Source organism: Rhodococcus sp. FW305-130 (assembly GCF_058788335.1).
The window spans coordinates 1,207,785-1,228,682 of sequence record NZ_JBYTAP010000001.1 but is presented as its reverse complement, the minus strand read 5'-3'; the positions used below and the strand labels follow the sequence as shown (position 1 = coordinate 1,228,682).

23 protein-coding genes are annotated in these 20,898 nt (G+C 61.5%); 9 read left to right on the top strand and 14 right to left on the bottom strand.

Features of this window, described 5'->3' with window-relative positions:
• Positions 1-89: 89 nt before the first annotated feature.
• The gene (gene typA / locus AC3WQS_RS05955) at positions 90-1,997 is read right to left on the bottom strand and encodes a translational GTPase TypA (protein WP_007726276.1); all 1,908 of its coding nucleotides are present in this window, start codon (positions 1,995-1,997) and stop codon (positions 90-92) included.
• A 324-nt stretch (positions 1,998-2,321) separates the two neighbouring features.
• Here typA and AC3WQS_RS05950 point away from each other — a divergent pair, with 324 nt between their 5' ends.
• The gene (locus AC3WQS_RS05950; RefSeq protein ID WP_003945207.1) at positions 2,322-2,498 is read left to right on the top strand and encodes a hypothetical protein; all 177 of its coding nucleotides are present in this window, start codon (positions 2,322-2,324) and stop codon (positions 2,496-2,498) included.
• On the opposite strand, the gene AC3WQS_RS05945 is transcribed toward AC3WQS_RS05950, so the two are convergent.
• A complete protein-coding gene (locus AC3WQS_RS05945; RefSeq protein ID WP_007726279.1) occupies positions 2,476-2,901 on the bottom strand; it encodes a (deoxy)nucleoside triphosphate pyrophosphohydrolase in 426 nt (141 codons plus the stop codon). The genes AC3WQS_RS05950 and AC3WQS_RS05945 overlap by 23 nt on opposite strands.
• A 16-nt stretch (positions 2,902-2,917) precedes the next feature.
• Between AC3WQS_RS05945 and AC3WQS_RS05940 the strand changes: the two genes are divergently transcribed.
• The 3 genes from AC3WQS_RS05940 (at position 2,918) to AC3WQS_RS05930 (ending at position 4,712) form a co-directional block, all read left to right on the top strand.
• Positions 2,918-3,220, top strand: coding sequence for a 4a-hydroxytetrahydrobiopterin dehydratase (locus AC3WQS_RS05940; RefSeq protein ID WP_003945236.1), 303 nt, complete (start codon positions 2,918-2,920; stop codon positions 3,218-3,220).
• 271 nt (positions 3,221-3,491) lie between these two features.
• On the top strand, positions 3,492-4,235 hold the full coding sequence (locus AC3WQS_RS05935) for an Rv1157c family protein (protein ID WP_003945233.1): 744 nt from the start codon (positions 3,492-3,494) through the stop codon (positions 4,233-4,235).
• Positions 4,236-4,313: 78 nt separating this feature from the next.
• Complete coding sequence (locus AC3WQS_RS05930) at positions 4,314-4,712, top strand: hypothetical protein (RefSeq protein WP_042448789.1); 399 nt, start codon at positions 4,314-4,316, stop codon at positions 4,710-4,712.
• Here AC3WQS_RS05930 and AC3WQS_RS05925 read toward each other — a convergent pair.
• The gene (locus tag AC3WQS_RS05925) at positions 4,703-5,161 is read right to left on the bottom strand and encodes a MarR family winged helix-turn-helix transcriptional regulator (protein WP_003945257.1); all 459 of its coding nucleotides are present in this window, start codon (positions 5,159-5,161) and stop codon (positions 4,703-4,705) included. The genes AC3WQS_RS05930 and AC3WQS_RS05925 overlap by 10 nt on opposite strands.
• A gap of 86 nt (positions 5,162-5,247) precedes the next feature.
• Here AC3WQS_RS05925 and AC3WQS_RS05920 point away from each other — a divergent pair, with 86 nt between their 5' ends.
• Positions 5,248-6,693 carry an MFS transporter gene (locus tag AC3WQS_RS05920; protein ID WP_492712983.1) on the top strand — a complete coding sequence of 482 codons (1,446 nt, stop codon included), beginning with the start codon at positions 5,248-5,250 and terminating at the stop codon, positions 6,691-6,693.
• Between the two features lie 235 nt (positions 6,694-6,928).
• Positions 6,929-7,429 (top strand): nuclear transport factor 2 family protein, encoded by a 501-nt coding sequence (locus AC3WQS_RS05915; RefSeq protein ID WP_007726289.1) that lies wholly within the window; start codon positions 6,929-6,931, stop codon positions 7,427-7,429.
• On the opposite strand, the gene AC3WQS_RS05910 is transcribed toward AC3WQS_RS05915, so the two are convergent.
• The gene (locus tag AC3WQS_RS05910; RefSeq protein ID WP_069146332.1) at positions 7,416-8,198 is read right to left on the bottom strand and encodes a DUF1906 domain-containing protein; all 783 of its coding nucleotides are present in this window, start codon (positions 8,196-8,198) and stop codon (positions 7,416-7,418) included. The genes AC3WQS_RS05915 and AC3WQS_RS05910 overlap by 14 nt on opposite strands.
• 888 nt (positions 8,199-9,086) lie before the next feature.
• On the opposite strand from AC3WQS_RS05910, the gene AC3WQS_RS05905 reads away from it, so the two are divergent.
• Entirely contained in the window at positions 9,087-9,317 is a 231-nt protein-coding gene (locus AC3WQS_RS05905) for a PLD nuclease N-terminal domain-containing protein (protein ID WP_031331074.1), read from the top strand.
• Here the strand turns inward: AC3WQS_RS05905 and AC3WQS_RS05900 are convergent.
• The 8 genes from AC3WQS_RS05900 to AC3WQS_RS05865 form a co-directional block, all read right to left on the bottom strand.
• Entirely contained in the window at positions 9,305-10,246 is a 942-nt protein-coding gene (locus tag AC3WQS_RS05900) for an antibiotic biosynthesis monooxygenase (protein WP_428689244.1), read from the bottom strand. The two genes, AC3WQS_RS05905 and AC3WQS_RS05900, sit on opposite strands and share 13 nt — an antisense overlap.
• 1 nt (position 10,247) lies before the next feature.
• Positions 10,248-11,648: an amidohydrolase family protein gene (locus AC3WQS_RS05895; protein ID WP_020908493.1), complete on the bottom strand. Its 1,401-nt coding sequence runs from the start codon at positions 11,646-11,648 to the stop codon at positions 10,248-10,250.
• Positions 11,649-11,717: 69 nt separating this feature from the next.
• Positions 11,718-12,416 (bottom strand): CPBP family intramembrane glutamic endopeptidase, encoded by a 699-nt coding sequence (locus AC3WQS_RS05890; RefSeq protein WP_051720844.1) that lies wholly within the window; start codon positions 12,414-12,416, stop codon positions 11,718-11,720.
• Positions 12,417-12,584: 168 nt separating this feature from the next.
• Positions 12,585-13,547, bottom strand: coding sequence for an ABC transporter substrate-binding protein (locus AC3WQS_RS05885; RefSeq protein WP_223257893.1), 963 nt, complete (start codon positions 13,545-13,547; stop codon positions 12,585-12,587).
• A 110-nt stretch (positions 13,548-13,657) separates the two neighbouring features.
• A complete protein-coding gene (locus AC3WQS_RS05880; protein ID WP_492712982.1) occupies positions 13,658-14,137 on the bottom strand; it encodes a VOC family protein in 480 nt (159 codons plus the stop codon).
• Positions 14,138-14,222: 85 nt separating this feature from the next.
• Positions 14,223-15,155: an alpha/beta hydrolase gene (locus tag AC3WQS_RS05875; protein WP_492712981.1), complete on the bottom strand. Its 933-nt coding sequence runs from the start codon at positions 15,153-15,155 to the stop codon at positions 14,223-14,225.
• Between the two features lie 50 nt (positions 15,156-15,205).
• Positions 15,206-16,210 (bottom strand): alpha/beta hydrolase, encoded by a 1,005-nt coding sequence (locus AC3WQS_RS05870; protein ID WP_492712980.1) that lies wholly within the window; start codon positions 16,208-16,210, stop codon positions 15,206-15,208.
• A 315-nt stretch (positions 16,211-16,525) separates the two neighbouring features.
• A complete protein-coding gene (locus AC3WQS_RS05865) occupies positions 16,526-16,651 on the bottom strand; it encodes a hypothetical protein (RefSeq protein WP_019744544.1) in 126 nt (41 codons plus the stop codon).
• A gap of 271 nt (positions 16,652-16,922) precedes the next feature.
• Between AC3WQS_RS05865 and AC3WQS_RS05860 the strand changes: the two genes are divergently transcribed.
• Together AC3WQS_RS05860 and AC3WQS_RS05855 are read left to right on the top strand one after the other, a co-directional pair.
• Positions 16,923-18,044, top strand: coding sequence for a winged helix DNA-binding domain-containing protein (locus AC3WQS_RS05860; RefSeq protein ID WP_116058067.1), 1,122 nt, complete (start codon positions 16,923-16,925; stop codon positions 18,042-18,044).
• Positions 18,045-18,158: 114 nt separating this feature from the next.
• Positions 18,159-19,856, top strand: a complete 1,698-nt coding sequence (locus tag AC3WQS_RS05855; protein ID WP_492712979.1) for a fumarate hydratase — start codon at positions 18,159-18,161, stop codon at positions 19,854-19,856.
• A 60-nt stretch (positions 19,857-19,916) separates the two neighbouring features.
• Here AC3WQS_RS05855 and AC3WQS_RS05850 read toward each other — a convergent pair whose 3' ends face one another.
• Entirely contained in the window at positions 19,917-20,267 is a 351-nt protein-coding gene (locus AC3WQS_RS05850; protein WP_003945214.1) for a hypothetical protein, read from the bottom strand.
• Positions 20,268-20,319: 52 nt separating this feature from the next.
• Complete coding sequence (locus tag AC3WQS_RS05845; RefSeq protein ID WP_003945221.1) at positions 20,320-20,883, bottom strand: mismatch-specific DNA-glycosylase; 564 nt, start codon at positions 20,881-20,883, stop codon at positions 20,320-20,322.
• Positions 20,884-20,898: the final 15 nt, after the last annotated feature.

The window sequence follows — 20,898 nt, the reverse complement described above, 5'->3', positions numbered from 1 at the left end:
CGCCTGGAAACCATGAAGGCGAATGTACCTTTCCGCCGAAAACTCGGCTGAAAGGCACATCCGCCTGTCAGGTTGTAACCGACGAAAGACTACAGAGCAGCCTTGTCGCGTGCCTTGCTACGTGAACGCTCGCGAGCGCGCTCGGTTGCGTTGAGGTGCACCTTGCGGACGCGGACGTCCTCCGGGGTGACCTCGACGCACTCGTCGCTGGAGCAGAACTCCATCGCTGCTTCGAGTTCGAGCTTGATCGGCTTTGCGAGGGTCTCCATCACGTCTGCGGACGACTGACGCATGTTGGTCAGCTTCTTCTCGCGAGTGACGTTGATGTCGAGGTCTTCCTGACGCGGGTTGATACCGACGACGTGTCCCTCGTAGGTGTCTGCGCCGGGCTCGACGAAGAAGGTTCCACGGTCGGCCAACTGGATCATGGCGAACGGCGTCACCGTGCCGGAGCGGTCCGAGACGAGCGAGCCGGTGTGGCGCGCACGGATCTCGCCGGCCCACGGACCGTATCCGTCGAACACGGCGTTGGCGATACCGGTTCCGCGGGTTTCCGTGAGGAAGTCCGTGCGGAAGCCGATGAGGCCACGCGAAGGAACGATGAACTCCATGCGAACCCAGCCTGCGCCGTGGTTCGACATCTGGACCATCTTGCCCTTGCGGTTGGCCAGGAGCTGCGTGATGGCGCCGAGGTACTCCTCGGGGCTGTCGATGGTCAGCTCTTCGAAAGGCTCGTGAACCTTGCCGTCGACGAGCTGCGTGACAACCTGCGGCTTACCGACGGTGAGTTCGAAGCCCTCACGACGCATCTGCTCGACGAGGATGGCGAGCGCGAGCTCTCCACGACCCTGGACCTCCCACGCATCGGGGCGACCGATGTCGAGGACCTTGAGCGAGACGTTACCGACGAGCTCCTGGTCCAGGCGGGACTTGACCATGCGTGCAGTCAGCTTGTGACCCTTGACGCGACCGACGAGCGGTGACGTGTTGGTGCCGATCGTGACCGAGATTGCCGGCTGGTCGACGGTGATGCGGGGCAGTGCGACCGGGTTCTCCAGATCGGCGAGGGTGTCGCCGATCATGATGTCCGGGAATCCTGCGACGGCGCAGATGTCACCGGCGACGGCGACCTCACCGGGAACGCGCTCGACACCGATGGTCGTGAGGAGTTCGGTGATCTTGGTCTTCGTGACGACGGGCTCGCCGTCGACCTCGCGGCACCAGGACACGGTCTGGCCCTTGCGCAGCTCGCCGTTGTGGATGCGAACGAGTGCGAGGCGACCGAGGAATGCGGATGCGTCGAGGTTGGTGACGTGAGCCTGCAGCGGTGCGTCGACCGAGCCCTTCGGCGCGGGGACGTACTCCATCAGCACCTGGAAGAGTGCGGTGAGGTCCTCGGCGTCGGGAGCCTTGCCGTTCTCGGGCTGCACGGTCGATGCCTTGCCTTCGCGACCGGACGCGTAGAGGACGGGAAGTTCGAGTGCGAGCTCAGCGGCTTCGGCGGCCTCGTCGGACAGGTCCGATGCGAGGTCGAGGAGCAGGTCCTGAGCCTCGGTGACAACCTCTTCGATGCGGGCGTCGGGGCGGTCCGTCTTGTTGACGACCAGGATGACGGGCAGCGAAGCGGCGAGTGCCTTGCGCAGCACGAAACGCGTCTGCGGCAGGGGTCCCTCGGAAGCATCGACGAGCAGGACGACGCCGTCGACCATGGACAGGCCGCGCTCGACCTCGCCACCGAAGTCGGCGTGGCCGGGGGTGTCGATGACGTTGATGACGGTGATGGAACCGTCTTCGTTGACCTTATGTACTGCGGTGTTCTTCGCGAGAATGGTGATGCCCTTCTCGCGTTCGAGGTCGCCGGAGTCCATAACGCGATCGACCAGCTCGGCGCGCTCCTCGAACGCGCCGGACTGACGAAGCATGGCGTCGACGAGGGTGGTCTTGCCGTGGTCGACGTGTGCGACGATGGCAACGTTACGGAAGCTGGTGATGGTCACGCGATGGCTCTCCTGGCTGAGTTGATTCGGCCACGCGAAAGTCAAGTCGCACGGCTCTTCTGGTGGCCGCTGCACGAGTGTGTGATCCGAATCAGGGCACGAATCGCCTGAGAAGGCACCGCGGCCTAGTAAATACTACTCGCTCCGGGCTGATACTCCTGCATTGTGCGGCCTCTATCACCGCCCCCACCAGCGAATAGTGATCTGCACCACGCCGATGCGCGTAGGATTACGACCTGGAGAAACAGGTCATTTAAGGGTACGCTAACCTCGTTCCAAGAGCGGGCTCTCCGCCGTAGTGAAACAGGAAAGCCGCAGCGTCACATGGGAAAAGTCAAGGCAAGCAAGGTCTCGCAGCTCAAGCCGAAGAAGAAGTGCTGCCGCAAGAAGACGCGGTGCATCAAGTGTCCCGTCGTCATCATGCGGATGAAGAAGCTCGAGAACGAGGGCGCATCCAAGAAGGAACTGAAAGCGGGTCTCAAGAAGGCTCGTGCGGCGTAAGCGCGCTCAATTCCGCGAGTAACTCGGGGATCCAGGCTCGATCGTTGTCCACCAGATCCATCGACAACAGTTCTTCGGCGTCGACCCATGTCAATTGAGCATGGTCGAGCGCGACCGGTTCTCCCGACACCAACTCCGCCCGGTAGGCCCGCAGGACCAACCCAGGCGACAGTGGCACGTCGACGCCGATTCTGGCGCCGCATCTCACCTCGACCGCCAGTTCCTCGAGCAGCTCCCGCGCCAACGCGTTCTGTGGCGATTCGAATTCTTCGACCTTCCCGCCCGGCAGCTCCCAACGACCGGCCAAAGCCGGCGGACTCGTCCGCTGCGCGAGGAGCAGCCTTCCCTCGCGGAAGATCGCACCGGCGACAACTTCCCGATCCCTTGCAGGTGCATCACTCATCGCACCATGATGGAGTATGGCCACTTTGTTGTCCGACTCCGCGATCCAAAACGCTCTCGACGAACTGCCCGCCTGGCAACTGTCGCCCGGGTCGATCACTCGCACGGTCGACTCCGCGACATTCCCGGACGCCATCGCGCTTCTTCAACGCATCGCGGCAGTCGCCGAGGCCGCGGATCATCATCCCGACATCGACGTTCGCTGGCGAAAGGTCACGTACACGCTTTCGACACACTCGGCGGGCGGTCTCACGGAACTGGACTTCGACCTTGCCCGTCGAATTGACGTACTCGTCGACGATTCGGTCCGTTTCGACTGATCTTCGAGTGAACAAACCTCGCAATCTGACGTAACAGTTGCATCAACTTTCACATAGATCACTTCAGTCACAGGTATGGTCGCCGTAAATCACGATCGAGGCCGGTCATGCCATAGACTCCCTCCGGTGCGTAGCTGCTCAGCAACTGAACAGCTGTACAACCCGGGGGCTCTGTACATAGAGTGACCCCTCGAGCCGTCAAACGCGGAGCTCGCCTAGGCGCCCGCGCGGTATGACTAAGGATGGGGAAACAGTGCTTCGAACCCGAGGTATGCGAAAGGCGTTCACCGCCGTCGCTATTGCCGCAGTAGCAGGACTGGCATTGCCGGCACAGGCAATGGCCGATCCGGCAGCACCGCCCGCACCCGAAAGTGTGCCGATCGAGTTCCTCGCATCGTTTGCGCCCGCCATCATCGGCGCCGCCGCAGGTCCGGCCGATGTTGCAGGCGGACCGCAGCAAGCGTTGCTCGACCAGGCTCGCGCGATCCTGAACTCCCCAGGCATTCCGCCCGAGATCAAGGCCACCCTCGAGAAGGTCATCACCTTCCTCGACGGCAGCGGCGGCGGCGGACCGGCGATCCCGGACGAGAACGCCCCCGTCATCGCGCAGTTCCTCTACCCGACGCTTGGCAAGGGCTGCATCTCGGCCACCGCCGATTCGGTCGGAACCGCACTTGCCGTTCCCGGCCCGGCTCACCTGCCTCCTCCCGGTCCCGCTGCCGGTCAGGCCGGATTCGTCTTCACCGCTCTCGGTACGGCTCCCGCCGTCGACGACCAGCCGGTGCCGATGACCGTCACCTGGGTCAACATCGACAACCAGCGCAGCGCCACCCAGAACTTGACCAACGCCGCACGCATCAACCCGGACGGCCCAGCCACTCTGTCGGCTATCGCCGATACCGGCCCCGGACGCGTTCTCTCGGTGATCAGCGGTTCGCTGACCACCCAGCCGGAAGGCGCAGATCGCATCACCTGCAGCTTCCTTCCGACCGTGGGCATGTTCGCGGTAGCTTGATCGAAGTCTTGTGAAAGGGACCCACCGAATTTCGGTGGGTCCCTTTTGCATCTCCGATCACCGTGATAGACCCGATAGATGGGACATCTACGAGTGGACATCACGCACGGTCGTCCAGAGAAGAAATCCGGCCCAGACCAGTCGATACGGTCACACAAGTCGACGCGATCGATACTGTCCATCCGATCCGAGGGGTCCATTCTCTCGATCGGATCGGCGTACTCGATCCTGTCGATCGGTAGCGTCGGCTCTTTTCTTTCGATCGGAAGCATCGGGTCTACGGCGTCGGTCCTGAGTTCGGGCTCGTTCGCCAGTCTCGGGTCCGCGCTGTCCGGTCTCTCACGTTGGTCACTGCTCTCCTGGCGTGGAAATCATGCAGCCCCCGAAGAACACCCGAAACTTGTTGTCATTGCGCCGGAATCGGATTCGAGCGATCCGGACCGCTCACTACGATCCGTCTCGCACTCTCAGACCTGATTCGGTCGCGGCCATTCGCGGCCTTCCAGCGCTTCGACCGAGGTATTGAATTGCCGCAGTAGGTCACCGAGCGCGAGACGCTGCTCCGGCGTCCACTCGCGGAGGACCTTTTCGACACCGGCTGTCGAATGTTCGCGATCAGCACGAAGTTTCGACAGCCCCTGCGCCGTCGGCCGGACCTTTCGCGCGAGCCCTCCGTCCGGATCCTCCACTCGCTCCACCAAGCCCTGACGCCTCAGCGCGCCGATCTGCCGGTTGATGGTGGAGATGTCGAGCGAGAAAGCGCAGGAGAGTTCCTTGAGGCTCATGGGATGTTGCAATTCCAGTCGACCGAGCAGTAGATACGCCGACCGGTCCAGATGAAGTTCGGCCCGTTGTGCGAGCGCGTGGTAACGCGAGAGCAGAGTCAACTCGTACTCGATATTCACCAGATCAGGGTCCCGGTCCATCCTCATATTGTGCAGACTACACACGATGTGTAGCGTGCACACTGGGGCGAACGCACCGAAACCGAACACGCCATGGCGGGAGCCGAATGTCCGTTCACGCAGATTCGTCGAGCGTCGACGAGAAATCCCCGGACAAGAAAACCACGGCCACGAACTACGCCCCTTCTGGTCCCGTACTCACTGTCCTCGGGCTGTGCGGAATCGTCGTCGCCTTGATGCAGACGCTGGTAGTCCCCATCATTCCGCAGTTGCCTCACCTGCTGAACTCCACTCCCGCCGACACCTCGTGGGCGGTCACCGCAACGCTCCTCGCCGCCGCGGTGATCACGCCGATCAGCGGGCGCCTCGGCGACATGTTCGGCAAGAAACGAATGCTGCTCGTCAGTCTCGGGATGGTCGTTTTGGGCTCGGCCATCTGTGCGATCGCACCTTCACTGATCGTGCTCGTTGTCGGCCGCGCTCTTCAAGGAGCATCGGTCGGGGCAATTCCATTGGGCATAGCCATCATTCGTGATGTTCTTCCACCGAAGAAAGTGGCCGGAGCCATGGCGGTCATGAGCGCCACCCTCGGCGTCGGCGGTGCGATCGGACTGCCGATCGCTGCGGTGATCGCTCAGAATGCCAACTGGCACTTCCTCTTCGTCACTTCGGCAGCGTTCGGGCTGATCTGCATCGCACTGGTTGCGTTCGTGATTCCCGAATCGACGGTACGACGCCCGGGACGCTTCGACTTCGTCGGAGCGTTCGGCCTCACCGTTGGTCTGATAACTCTGTTACTCCCCATCACCAAAGGCGGAACCTGGGGATGGGGCGACCCGAAAACCCTGGGCCTCCTGGCAGTTTCCGCTCTCAGTTTCCTCGTCTGGGGATGGTGGGAACTTCGACGCAGCGCACCGCTGGTAGACCTCCGCGTATCGGCCCGGCCTCAGGTTTTCTTCACCAACTTCGCCTCGATCGCCGTCGGTTTTGCCATGTACGGCAATTCCTTGACGCTCCCCCAACTCCTCATGGCACCGACGTCCACCGGCTACGGACTCGGACTGTCCATGGTCGCAGCGGGACTCGCACTGGCCCCCGGTGGACTCGTCATGATGGCGCTCTCACCCGTCTCCGCTCGCATTTCGGCGTGGCGTGGCCCACGAATCACGCTGATGCTCGGCGCCCTCGTCATCGGATTGGGTTATGCCTTTGCATATTTCACGGTGTCGAGCGTCTGGCAGGTCGCCGTGGCCGGAATGTTCATCGGCGCGGGCGTCGGGCTCTCTTACTCGGCCATGCCCGCCCTGATCATGGGAGCAGTCCCCATCACGGAATCTGCAGCCGCGAACGGACTGAACTCTTTGATGCGATCGATCGGCACGTCGACGTCTGCCGCGATCGTGAGCGTCGTTCTGGCCGGAATGACCATCACCGTCGGCACCGCAGTGATCCCCTCGTTCGAGGCGTTTCGTGCCACGTTCCTGATTTCCATCGCCGCCGCCGCTGTGACGATGGTGTTCGCCGGGTTGATTCCCAAACAGAAAGTCACGTAAGGGAATCAACCCGGCAGAGGACTCACTTCTCCGAAGAGCCTTCGATGCTGCCAGTCTGCAACTTCGACAAAAGTGTGTAGATGAAATTGATGATGATCTCCACGTGGTGCCCTCTCACATAATGGGTCCCCGACCCGTCAACGACGGTACCGCAGAACTCTTCTGCATCGAATCACCGACAATCAATTCTGCAACGTGTTCTAATCTGAAGCGACGACAAACCGAGGAGCCCTTCATGACCTGGACGCGTACCGAACTCGAAGACGCCTTCGCGGGGTACCAGAACACCGTTGTCGAGTGCACTCGTTCCGGCGATTGGAACGCCTTCGCGGACATGTTCACCGAGGACGTCGTCTACGTGGAACACGCTTTCGGAACCCTCAATGGCCGAGAAGCTGTACGCAAGTGGGTCACTCGCACGATGACAGAGTTCCCGGGGCACCGCATGACCGAATTCCCGGCCAACTGGTTCGTCGTCGACGAGCAGCGCGGATGGATCGTGTGCGAGATCGACAACCCGATGGAGGATCCGGGCGACGGATCCAAGCACGGAGCCGCCAACATCACGATCCTGCATTACGCCGGCAACGGATTGTGGTCTCGCGAAGAAGACGCCTACAACCCGATGAACTTCCTGTCGATGGCAAAAGCATGGTGCCTCGCCGCCGAAGCGGCGGGCACCCTCCCCGATGACGCCAAGGCCTGGCTCGCCAAATTCGGCGCTATGGTGCGATAGATCCTGTCGGTAACGAGGAACCAACCGGTTGGGCCGGCCCGACCGAGCCGGCCAACGACCACTGCCCGTAGTCGCGAGTGAGGATCGAGTTCAGATCCACGCCGACGCCGTCGACCTTGCGCTTGTCGATCTCGAACTGGTGCAGGTTTGCCCTCGGGTGCACATATCCTGCGGGTGAACCCCAATTGTGCTGCCAGAACCAGGTTCCGACGCCGGCGCTGATCATTGCGTCGATCACGCGCGTGTTTCCGTAGATACCGAGTGCTCCGTTGCCGACGACCGAGGCCCACCCCTCGAGGTACGGCGAGATCAGTGTAGTGATTTCGGTACTGGTCGGGTTGTCGTCGATCGACGCGTAAATCGGCCGACCGGACGGCCCACCAGCCGCAGCGTGTAGTTCGAGGCCACGGGAAGCATGACGCTTGCCTGCCTCGCGAGCCCCGCGCCAGTCCGCCGTTCCGCCCTTGCCGAATTGATAGCAGGAAACGACTTGGAGTCCGGCCGCCGTCAACGCGTCAGTTTCCCGCGCCAGTACGGGCTTGCCGACCATCCAATCGGCTCCCGGGCGCCTATCCGAGACATATCGAATGGCGCCTGCATACCCGGCGGCCTTGATTGCCTGAGCGGACGGCACACCGGCGGCGTAATCGAGCAGGGTCCCCAGCGAACCGGCATTGGCCACCGACGTCGTACCGCTCAATGCAGCGAGTCCGGCAGCTGCCGATCCAGCCGCTGCGTACTTGAAGAGGTTTCTTCGCGAGACGTGCACAAAGCTCCGATCATCGGCGTGTCCCGCTGGAAGTGGCGGGCAGGCAAGCTATCTTCTTTCGCTCGCATTCCACCACAGTCACATCAACCCCGCCATGCACTTGGCCAACAATGCTCACATTGTCACCAAATTGGACGCTAGACAGATAGTCAGACAGACAACAGTGGCCCCCGAAGACATCGTCTTCGGGGGCCACTGAGTCGGCCTAGCGGCCGGAAGCTATCAGCTGAGCGAGGTGAAGAAGCTCAGAGCGCTGAAGAGATCAGACGCGTTGCTGAAGAAGTCGTTGAGGAAGGTGAAGGCATCCGAGAATTCTGCGCTGCTCATGCGATGTGCTCCTGTCGAAGATACGGTCCAGAGGATTGCCGCCACGTGAGTGGCTGCTGGCGATAAGAGTAGAGGTCTTCCGTTACTTCCGCGACACCAAATGTGTCCGGGACGTTACATTTCGACCCCTTCGGGACACGGACATACACACAGGTGACGCCCACCGGCAGTGATCAAACTGTCACCTACGGACGATTTATTGACGTATTCCGAACATCGTTCCCGATAACAGCTATCTCGCAGCATCAAACCTGTAGGCGGACCACAAGATTGGCAAGCCTTACTTAACAGAGGGGGCGTTGCTCCCGCTAGAGCGCGTACCAGCAGATTGGCCAAATCCCTCGCGGCAATGTGGCCACGCGAGCTTAGTCCGGGCGCAAACATTCAGCCACAGTTCGAGTTAGCGAGATCTTTACGCCGAAAACGACCATCCCGACTGACCGCGGGACCGTACCTAGCGGTCATCATGGTGACGCTATTCACACCGATTTGCGGAACTCCAGGCTCCGATAGCAGCCCTATCTCGCCACCAATCGGACGTTCGAGGGCACAGTGGAGTTCATGAACCTCACAAAAAAGAAATCCTGGAGTGAGCTGTCACCCGCGCAGCGCCGCGTCGTCTCCCTGCTCGCAACGATTCAGTCCCTGTTGGCGATCGCAGCGTGGACCGACCTGGCGCGACGCCCTGCCGATACGGTCAACGGCAGCAAGAAGAAGTGGGCGGCGATCATCTTCGTCAACTTCTTCGGACCGCTCACCTACTTCCGCCGAGGCCGGATTCAGTCGAAGTAGTCCCAGAACTGCAGCCACTTCACGGAGGCGAAGAGCGTCAGAGTCACGACGTACACCGCAATTACCGCTGCGCCACCGCGCCAGTTGGTGCGGGGAACGGCGCCGTCGACCGGGTCGAGCCAGTGGCGGAACCACCTGGTGACCGTCGGCATCAGGAACCACGTCATGGCGCCGACGCTGACTATCTGGCTCAACCACATCGACAGCCATGGAGGCGCTCCGATCCCGTCGAGCAGCGGACCGAGAAATCGCGACAGCGTCATCACTGTCGGATAGAGAACGAGCAGGATGATCATCGCCGTTTTCCAATTCGGCGTCGCACGGGTCTGCCCGTTCTCCGTGCGCAGAATCGTGCCGAACGGTGTCGACCGCGTGGTCTCGGTGAAGTCCTCGGCCAACTCGGCTCGCAATTTCGGCAGTGCCGCGGCCCTTTCGGGCGACGCCATCCACTCCGCCAATTGCTGCTCAGTCCGGAACCGAAGGACGGACTTCCACTGGGTGGAGTCGGTGACCGACCGCAACAACATCACCGACTCGTAGCCGGAGAATCGCGAACTGAGATCGATGAGATGGCGTTGCGTTCGCAGAAACTCGTTCTCCTTACCCACGACGACGACGTGGTCGTACACGCCGATACCGGGCGGCGGCAGAACTCCGTCGACGAGGACCAGATCACTCGTCTGTGCCAGAATTCCCGTTGCCGCAGCAGCTCTTTCGAGATCGCGGCGATCACTCGACTCCAGCCAACGGTGAAGATCGTCGGCACTGTCGAATGTGACAGACATGCCGTGCGACACCGGTTCCGGTTGATCACTGATGCCACAGCTCAGGTAGCCGTCGAATCGACCGGCGGTCTCGGCCGCACGCTCGACCCACGCCCGGAATCCCGAACTCGTTCGGTGATACCCGGTGATGGCGGTTGCGGACACGTCAGCCCGACACCCGGCGCCCTTGCACGTATACGTGCGCAATCGCGGGCTCGCGCATCGCCATCAGGAGGCCGAAGAGCGTCTGGTCGCGGGCGAGTATCGGATCATCCGAACGCGTTCCGTGGTTGACGAGCCCGGCGAGCGGCGGCCACCCGGAGGGATCGATCACCAGGAAGTCGGCCTCTTTGCCCTCGTCGAAGTTGCCGATCCGGTTCTCCATGTCCAGCGCGCGAGCACCGGCGAGTGTTCCGGTGAACAGCAGTTCGGCGGGGTGCATCGACACTCCGTCGTCGCCGGCTTCGGAGATATGAACCTTGAAGGCGTCGCCGAGGACTCGGGTGAGCAGGCACTCGTCGCCGCCGCCGAAGTCCGATCCGATCGCGATGTTGACCCCTGACGCAACGGTTCGTTTCCACGGCATGGTGCCTGAGCCGAGAAACTGCTGGGACGTCGGGCAATGTGCGATCGAGGTTCCGGTCTCGGCCATGCGTGCGAGTTCGGAGTCCTGGCAGTGCACCGAGTGCGCGAGTATCGCGCGCGGACCCAGAAAGCTCTTTCCGCCGACCTGTGAGCCGGGGAGGAACTTGCCGTCGTACGTGTCGAGATAGGTCTCGACCTCGTACTCGGCGAGTGTGGTTGCCACCTCGCCGGTTCCCGGCCGATTGTTCTCGTTGAGGTGACTGTGGAAGTAGACGCCTCGGTCACGGACCGAGTCGTACAACTCCCCCAAGTCTTTCAGCGTCCGTGTTGTCACCGCGAGGGAGAAGCGAGGAACCACTGCAACGTGAATGAGTGCGGTGTTCACGTCGCCGGTGTCGGCCGCGTGCCACTTGTCGATCTCCTCGCGGGTGAGTCTGATCGCGTCCTCTTCCGAGGTGATCAGCGCGGCAGCGGACGCCGGGCCGGTGGTCTGAATCCCGCGGCCGCTGACCACTCGAAGGCCGCGATTCAGAGTTTCACTGAACAATGCGTCCTGTGCGTGCGGGAAGGCCGATCCGAACACCATCGCGGCCGTCGTTCCCGTGGCGATTCGGCGAGCGCAGAAGGCCTCGGCAGCGTGCTGGGCGAACTCCGGATCAGCGAATCTCGATTCGGAGGGAAAGACGCACAGGTCGAGCCACTCGAGGAGTTGGCCGCCGCCGTACGCATCGCCGGCGTAGGTCTGCGGGAAATGAATGTGGGCATCGACGAATCCGGGCAGCAGGAAACCCGGTCGATGATCGTGAATTTCGCCGCCCGCGAGGTCTCCGGGGAGCGATTCGAATTCTCCGCAGTAGACGATCGTTCCGGCATCGTCGATCGCCAAGACGCCGTCGGGGATCGAGACGAGCGACTGCGCCGCATCCTCAACCGTCGGACGACCGGAAATGTGGAAGACATGGCCTCGATGAAGGTGCGTCACTTACTGAGCAAAGCACAAAACTACCCGGCGCCGCGCGGCGAATGCTGTCCTTTTTGTCAGATATTGGGATCAAGCAAGAGTTGCATGCCAAACAAGAGCCGCAGCCAGCGCACCTGCACCGTTCAACGACCAATGCAGAGCAATCGGCGCAATGAGACTGCCGCTGCGATGACGAAGCCAGGTGAATACGAGACCGGCCGCAGCGGTGGCGAGAACGGCTCCGAGGATGCCGGCGACCTGGCCGACCACTCCGGTACCGAGAAAGCCGGACAGCCCCTCGTTACCACTGGTCAAACCCATCGACGACGCGATGTGCCACAGTCCGAACATCAGAGAACCGGCAGCGGCGACGCCGCGGAATCCACTGACCCGGTTCAACGTGCCGTGCAGGACCCCACGGAAAGCCAACTCTTCGGGAATGACGGTCTGCAGCGGGATCACGATCATCGACGCGACGATCGCGCCGGAAATAGTGGCGTAGCGATCCGCCATGAAGAAAGGACGTGTGAGCGGAAGCAGAGCGCCGACGGCGACAACCGTCAGTACCAGGCCGACGGCGGCAAGCGCGTACTTCGAACCTCGCCGCAGGTCACGAGGGGACAGCCCCAATTCCGCCCACCCCATTCCCCGGCGCTTGGTGAGCGCCAACAGGACGAGAGCAGAGATGGGTACCGTCGCGATGCTTGCCCAGGCGGTGGTGAAATGCGCGATCAGATTGGTTCCCACCAGCACCACGATCACAACAGCGATATCCACGTATGCATGCATCCGCGGAAAACGAGGAGCGGTCGCTTCGATCTCCACTGGAGCGATCTCCACTGGGCCGCCGCTCGTTAGCTGAAAGTTCACTTTTTCCAGTGTACTGACGCACGAGAACTGCCCGCCACTGTTTGCGAACACGCTCACAGTGACGGGCAGGTCCCGAAACACCTCTGATCAGGCGCCGAGCGTGCTCGCAAACTTCGGAACGGCGTTGTCGATTGCGTAGGTCAACCCCGGTACCGAGCCACTCGAGAACGCATTGACGAGTGCCGGGTCATCGAGGATCAACAGATGTCCCTCCTGGGCCGACGGGATTGCGCGCAGCAGCGGATCGTTCGCAAACGCACTGCTGTCGAGGAAGATCGGAAACAGAACCGTGAGATCCGCGTCGAACAAGTTCAGGTTCTCGTTGGCGACCGGGATGTAGAAGTTTCCGGTGGCTTTTTCGGTGATCGCCGTCGGGATCGTGAAGCCGAGGCGCGTCATGAAGTCTGCGCGTGCGTCGCCTGGTACGTACGCGCCGTAACCATCGGAACTGTAGGCGCCGACGGCCGCTGTCTTACCCGCAAAGCTCGGATTGGCGGCAATTGCAGCGTCGAACTTGGCGTCCAGGCCGGACAGTAGCGCCTTTCCTTCTGCTTCCTTGCCGAGAGCCTTCGCGACGAGTTCGGTCTGCTGCTCGACCGTCGTCCCGTACGCAGTGGCCAGACCCGGGGGCGGCCCGACCGTCGGCGCGATGGCGCTGAGCTTGTCGTAGGTGGCCTGCGTGTTGTCGCTTCTCGTCCACAAAATCAGGTCCGGGTCGAGAGCAATGACGTCCTCGATGCTCAGGTCCATCGTTCCGAGGATCTTCGGGTCCGTGGTGAACTCGTCCGCAATCCAGGGTCCGACACCCTTGCCACCGAACGCCATCCAGTCCGCGACACCGACCGGCTGTGTTCCGAGGGCAAGTGCTGTCTCGGCGTCCGACCAACCGAGCGCGACGACGCGCTGCGGGTTGGCCGGGACCTCGACGTCGCCGAACATGGTCGAGACGGTTGCTCCCGCCTCCGCGGGTGCGTCAGCGCTGTCGCTGCTGCAGCCGGCAAGCCCGGCGACGGCGAGCGAGGCCGCCAAGGCGGTGACTGCAATCTTCATTCGAGAGACTTTGATTCGCATGGTTACCAGCACTCCTCCAACGCTCCAGCGAGAATTAGGGAAGGCTAGCATCAGCTAACGAAGACTGTCGCCCATCGGCCAGATCGTATTCAGGATGCGTCTGCGGCCCGTTCGAGCTCCGCGATGTCGATCTTCTTCATCTTCATCATCGCGTCCGTGGCGCGTTGTGCCTTGGCCCGATCCGGATCCTTCATCAGTTCGAGAAGACGATTCGGGACTACCTGCCAGGACAATCCGAACTTGTCCTTGGCCCATCCGCACGGGCCGTCTTCCCCACCTTCGGTCAGCCTGGACCAGTAGTGATCGACCTCAGCCTGATCGACGCACGGAATCTCGAATGACACTGCTTCCGAGAACGTGAACATCGGTCCGCCGTTCAATCCGGTGAATCGCTGACCGCCGAGCTCGAAGCTGACGGTCATCACCGATCCCGCCGGCATTCCGGAAGGCGATCCCTCGACGTATCTTTCGATTCCCAGGATCTGCCCGGAACCGAACACCGAGATGTAGAAGTTTGCTGCTTCTTCTGCTTGGTTGTCGAACCACAAACAGGGAGTGATGGAAGGCATGTTCTGTCCTTGTCGATGAGGTTACGAATCAGGTGTACAGGGTTATAGACCCGGCCCGAAGCGGAAACTCATCGCAAGGAATTACTCAAGCCGACAACGCAGAGTCGAGCATCGGCCAGGAGCGAACGAGTTCGTCGCGCCAGTACGGCCAACCGTGCGTCCCCACCGGTTGAGCGCTGCGGGTGACATCGACTCCGCGATCGCGCAACACCTGCGTGATCTGGTCGGTGCACAGGTTCGATCCCAGTTCCATGACCCCGCCAACGACCAGTACCCGGCCCAGGGCAGGAGTATCGAGAGTTTCGTGCGGGCCTGGTAGTCCCGATCCCGAGGCGAGATACACCTTGGTGCCGCGCAGCTTGTCGGCATTGGCGAAAATGTCGTGCTCTTGCCAAGCCTCACTGCCGGCCGGACCCCACATCTGCTCCGAACGGGCATTTCCGTTGATGACCACAAGATCGGTCAACGCCTTGCCGAATCCTCCGACGGTTGTGTAGCAGCCGCTGTAGCCCGCGACCGCGTCGTACAACCCGGCCGAGCGTTGGGCCAGGATCAGCGCGGCCTCTGCACCCATCGAGATCCCGCCGATTGCGTTGTGCCCGTTGGTTGCGAACCTCGTGTCGATCAGTGAGGGAAGCTCTTTCGTCAGGAACGTCTCCCATTTCAGACGACCGAATTTCGGGTGGTCTTCCTGCCAATCGGTGTACATGGTGCCGGTTCCACCGATGGGGAGTACGACGTTCACATTCTTGTCGGCAAAGAACGGGACGATATCGCCGTTAGCCGGGGCCAACCAGTTGTTCTCCTCGATCTGCCCGGAATTGCCGTCCAGGAGATACAGCGTCCCGCGCGGTTCCGAGCGGTCGGCAGGAAGCAGCACTTTCACCTGCATGGTGCGCCCCATGGCGGGACTCGCGACGTCGAGAATCACCAAGCGCGAAGACAGTTCGGTGGCGCTCGTTATCCGGGGAGTCTCGTCGGCGAGCGCGGCCGAAGGCGGCGCCAGTACTGAAATCAAGGCGAGCGCGCCTACGAGAACGACGCTTCGAAGACTTGCTCGTTGGGGCCTCACACGCCGAGCGACGCGGCGATCATCGGCCACGAGTCGTGTAAGTCGTCTTCCCAGTATCCCCATGAATGCGTTCCTGCCGGCTTGAAGTTGTAGCGAATCTTGTTCATACCCAATGCGTTCGTCCTGTCCGCAAGCTGGGTGGTGCAGTAGTTAGTTGCCGCCTCGATTCCGCCACCGAGAACAAGCTGCAACGCCAAATCTGTGACGTCGTTGCCGATCCGCGGATCGGCAAGTGTGTCGTACGGACCCGGAATTCCGGTTGCGGTTGTGATGTACATCGGGATTCGAGGTAGCTTGTCCGCGTTGACAACCGGATCGTGAGCCGGCCAACCCGGACCATCGTACGGACCCCACATGTTTTCCGCGTCACCCCCACCGACGGCGACCACGAGTTTCACGAAGTCCTGCCCGATGCCCGGACTCGTCATCGCGCACCCGCTGAAGGACCCGACACTCTTGTACAGCGCGGGCGCCGCCATAGCCAGATCCAGTACCGACGTGCCTGCCATCGACAGGCCTGCCAGTGCGTTCTCGCCGGTCGTCCCGAACGTCGAATCAATGACTGGCGGTAGTTCTTCCGTCAGGAACGTGGTCCACATGTTGACCCCGTTGTTGTTGCCGGATTTCGCGAGGCCGGGGTCCGGCCGCTCCCAATCGGTGTAATAGCTGAATGCTCCACCGAGAGGCGTGACCACGTTGACGTGCTTGTCCGCGAAGAACTTCGGTGCGTCGGTCCGCACCGACCACGTCGCGTCGTCTTTTCCTCCGTCTACTCCGTTGAGTAGGTAGAGCGTCGGAGCAGGCGTCGAAGTATCAGCCGGCCGCAAGACCTGCAACGGAATGTCGCGCCCCATCGACTGTGAGTACACCGAGATGTCGACCAGCCTGCTGTCCGCCGACTGAGCGTGACCCGGTGCGGTGAGGAGCTGGAGCCCACACACTGCCGTGGCCAACGCCACGAAGACACGGAAAACCGTTCGTAACGCACGAGTCTCGATCATCCGGGTCACTCTCTTCCGCAGCGGAACCTTTCGAACGGTACCGCCTGAAACAGGCAAACCCGACGTGATCGGAAATACTCGATCCGGTCGACACGGAAAGGCTCACGCACCGAGTGCGTGAGCCTTTCTCGTCAGACGACGCTTACTTGGGCGTAACCGTGCCGCCGCTGAGCGTGGTCAGTGCGTCGACGAGACGCTGACCGAGGTTGTTGACGCTTCCGATGGCTTCACCGAGAGATCCCATGAGTTTCCTCCTGCAGTTTGTCGAAATTGAAGTAACTACACCCGGAGCGGGCGTGGCAATGTCGCGCTGAATTAGGGGGTGGGGTCCTTGGAGATGGTCTCTACCGATCCCATGAAGGTCTTGAGCAGACCGTCAGCACTGAACAGTGATCCCAGGCCCTGAACAACAGCGCCGAGAATTCCTTCCATTGAACCCATGTGAATCTCCTTGAGAGGTCAGAGGTCAGCTGCCAAAAGCACCCGACAGTGCTGTGACAGCTGCGTCACATCTGTAATGTATCCGTGACGTGGGTAACAGTAATCATACGAACGACCAGTTGGCAAAGGATTCCGACAATGGGGTCATTATTTCGACTAATAAGGTCTGCTACTGAAAAAATTCCGGCCAATCGGTCGAATTTGACCAATTCTGTCGCCGCATTGATCAACCGCCCCAAATCCTGCGGTTACCCACCAGTAAACTGAAATCATGTCTAGCGCAACCTCACTCACGCAGGTAGCTAATTTCCGGTGGCACCGCCATCAACTCGACCGAGCGGTTGCCGGTGACGCCAATCACAGCGATTGCAGCATTCTCGATCTCGGGATTCAGAACACCGGACCTGACGGAGCCGCCTGGGCCCTGCGGATCCGCGGCGTCCGCGTCGACGCCACTGAGCTCGCTCTTGCCTGGACGTTGCGCGGAGCCCCCCACTATTACCGTCGGGGCGACCTGCCTGCCGTCGCCGCCGCCACGTCGCCGTTCAGCGAAGCCGATGCAGCCAAGCGCATTTACGACGCCAATCGGCCCCTGAAGGCCGCCGGCATCCCGACGCTGACTGCCCTGCAAACAGTTGCTGCTGCGATGCGGGACATCGTCTCGAAACCAACCGTCAAGGGCGAGATGTCCGCGCAATTGACCACGCGGGTCACCGAGCCCTATCTGAGATTCTGCCGCCCGTGCAATGCCACTCATCTGTACGAGATGCCGTTCCGGCTCGCGGCACTCCAGGCAGGCCTCGAGCTACAGCCGAACACATCTCCCCCAGTGCTCGAACGCATTCCGGGTTGGCGCCGACGCCCATTCAGCGCCACGGGCGCAGACGCAGATTCCCGCTTCGACGTGATCCGGGGTTATCTGCGGTTCTACGGCCCCGCGACTCCTGCTCACGTCGCGTCGTTTCTCGATGCTCCGGTCAGGGACGTCAAAGCCCACTGGCCAGTCGATGCCGAGGAGATCGAGGTGAACGGCGAGAAGCGGTGGATTCTCGAACAGGACCGCGAAGACTTGTTCGGCTCCCCCACCGATTCGAGAACGCGCTTGCTCGGGCCTTTCGATCCGTATGTACAGCTCAAGGATCGGGAGACCCTGGTTCCCGATCCGACCGCCCAGAAGACGGTGTGGCCGACCCTCGGGCGACCGGGCACGGTGGTGGTCGGTGGCACGATCACCGGATTGTGGCGACCACGAGCAGCCGGAAAGAAGCTGAAGGTCGCGATCACCCCGTGGGGACCGTGGTCACGATCGGCCCGCGCAGCAGTGGCCCAGCAGGCCGAAATACTTGCCGAATTTCGCGGCGTCGAGCTCTCCGAACTGGTCGAAGTATCTTGATCGAGCCAGTGGCATCCGGATAATTCCAGCTCACACCCGCCCCGATTCGGAGAAGGAAACCCCCAACGATAACCTGAATGCGACCTTCGCACGCACCCTTGTTCAGGAGAGATGATGGCCGACTTCCTCTATGAGGACCTGTTGCCGATCGGTGATGACACCACCGAGTACCGATTGCTCACCACCGAAGGGGTGTCAGCAGTCGAGGGACCGGACGGCCGCACCTTCCTGCAGGTCGAGCCGGAAGCGATGCGCTTGCTGACCGAAACGGCGCTGCACGACATCTCTCATTACCTGCGCACGGATCACCTGACGCAGCTCGCGAGCATCCTCGACGATCCCGAAGCGTCGAACAACGACAAGTTCGTCGCGCTCGATCTGCTCAAGAACGCCAATATCGCCGCTGCCGGCGTTCTGCCGATGTGCCAGGACACCGGAACCGCCATCGTCATGGGCAAGCGTGGACAGCATGTGCTCACCCCCGGCGACGACGAGAAGTCCATTGCCCGCGGTGTCTACGACGCCTACACGCGTCTGAACCTGCGCTACTCGCAGAACGCCCCCATCACGATGTGGGACGAGAAGAACACCGGCAACAACTTGCCCGCGCAGATCGAGCTGTACGCCGATACTGCTGCCGGACATGAGAACTCGTACAAGTTCCTCTTCATGGCCAAGGGCGGCGGAAGCGCCAACAAGTCCTACCTGTACCAGGAAACCAAAGCGATCCTCAATCCCGACTCGATGATGCAGTTCCTCGAGGCGAAGATCCGCTCACTCGGCACCGCAGCCTGCCCGCCCTACCACCTTGCAATCGTCGTCGGCGGTACTTCGGCCGAGTTCGCGATGAAGACGGCGAAGTACGCGTCGGCGCACTATCTCGACGAATTGCCCACCGAAGGCGCCATCACGGGTCGCGGCTTCCGCGATCACGAGCTCGAGAAGAAGGTTTTCGAGCTGACGCAGAAGATCGGTATCGGAGCACAGTTCGGCGGCAAGTACTTCTGCCACGACGTCCGCGTCGTCCGACTCCCCCGCCACGGCGCTTCGTTGCCCGTCGCCATTGCGGTGTCCTGCTCGGCAGATCGACAGGCGAAGGCCAAGATCACCCCGGAGGGCGTGTTCCTGGAACAGCTCGAATTCAACCCGGGCCGTTTCCTGCCCGAGGTCACGGACGCTCAGCTCGACGAAGAGACGGATGGCATTTCGGGTACCGGCAAGGGCGCTGCGGTCAAGATCGATCTGACCAAGCCGATGGCCGAGATCCTCGCCGAGCTCTCCAAGCACCCGGTGAAGACTCGTCTCTCCTTGACCGGTCCGCTCGTCGTGGCACGCGACATCGCGCACGCCAAGATCAAGGAACGCCTCGACGCAGGCGAAGAGATGCCGCAGTACCTCAAGGATCACCCGGTGTACTACGCCGGCCCCGCCAAGACGCCCGACGGTATGGCGTCCGGTTCGTTCGGCCCGACCACGGCCGGCCGTATGGACTCGTACGTCGAGCAGTTCCAGGCCGCCGGTGGCTCGATGATCATGCTGGCCAAGGGAAACCGCTCCAAGCAGGTCACCGACGCCTGCAACTCGCACGGCGGTTTCTACCTCGGGTCGATCGGTGGACCGGCCGCTCGCCTGGCGCTCGACTGCATCAAGAAGGTCGACATCCTCGAGTACGCCGAACTGGGAATGGAAGCCGTCTGGAAGATCGACGTCGAGGACTTCCCCGCGTTCATCGTCGTCGACGACAAGGGCAACGACTTCTTTGCGCACACCGGTGAAGTGACCCTGACGATCGGCAAGCGTCCGGGTCTGTAGACACGTCAACAGCAAAGAGCCCCGGCGAGTTTCGATCGCCGGGGCTCTTTTGTGTCTTTGTCAGGTCCAGAGCGCGGCCACGAATACGGTCACGATCGACAAACCGCCGACGACGTGTACCAGATTCGGATTGGGCTGGCCCTTCTTCTGCTTCGCCCGGGTGATCTCGGCAAGCGCCACGATGACCAGCGAAAGCACCAGCTTCACAGCGATCTTCGCGTGAATGTAGTTCTTGTCCAGGGCGCCTTCGCCCAACCCGACGATGATCAGGCCGGACACGAACTGCATCCTGGCACCCCACACCATGACCTCGGTGATCGAAGGAGCCTTGAGGACGGTGAAGTAGCTACCGACCAGGGCAGCCATGCCGAGTAGGTGAATCACTACAAAGACGTTGTATAGAACAGACATACAAGCACTTTAACTTGTACCTTGTTCTGGCCGAACGGAACTGCGACTTCTCTCAGAGAATTCCGGCTTCGGATGCGGCGGAACGATATTTCGCTGCCAAGGTGTCCACCGTCTCGTGTGCGTTGAGACCACTGGGATTGGGCACGATCCACAGTTTTGCCCCCTCGAAATCACGGTCCTGACGCCCGGCCTTCGCCTTCTTGTCACCGAAAGCTGTTCGATAGGCGGTGATCCCGGCGAAGGCAACGACTACTGGATTGGTTGCGCGCACGATGTTTCGGACCCGAACTCCGCCAGTTGCGAGTTCCTCCGACGTCAATTCATCGGCGCGCGCAGTTGCCCGCACCGCCAAATTGGTGATGCCCACTCCCCGATCGATCAGATGCTGTGTGTCAGCGTCCGACATACCCGCGGAAGGATCGATCGCATGCTCGATTATGCCTGCCCGCAGCAGTGCCGGATAGAACCGATTACCCGGTCTGGCGAAATGCGCGCCGGTCGCCGCCGTCCACAGTCCCGGATTGATACCGACGAACAACAGCCGGCAATCCGGCCCGATCAGATCCTCGATCTCGGCGTCTCGGAACGATTCCAGTTCGGCGCGCGTGAATCCCATGCAGCCAGTACATCA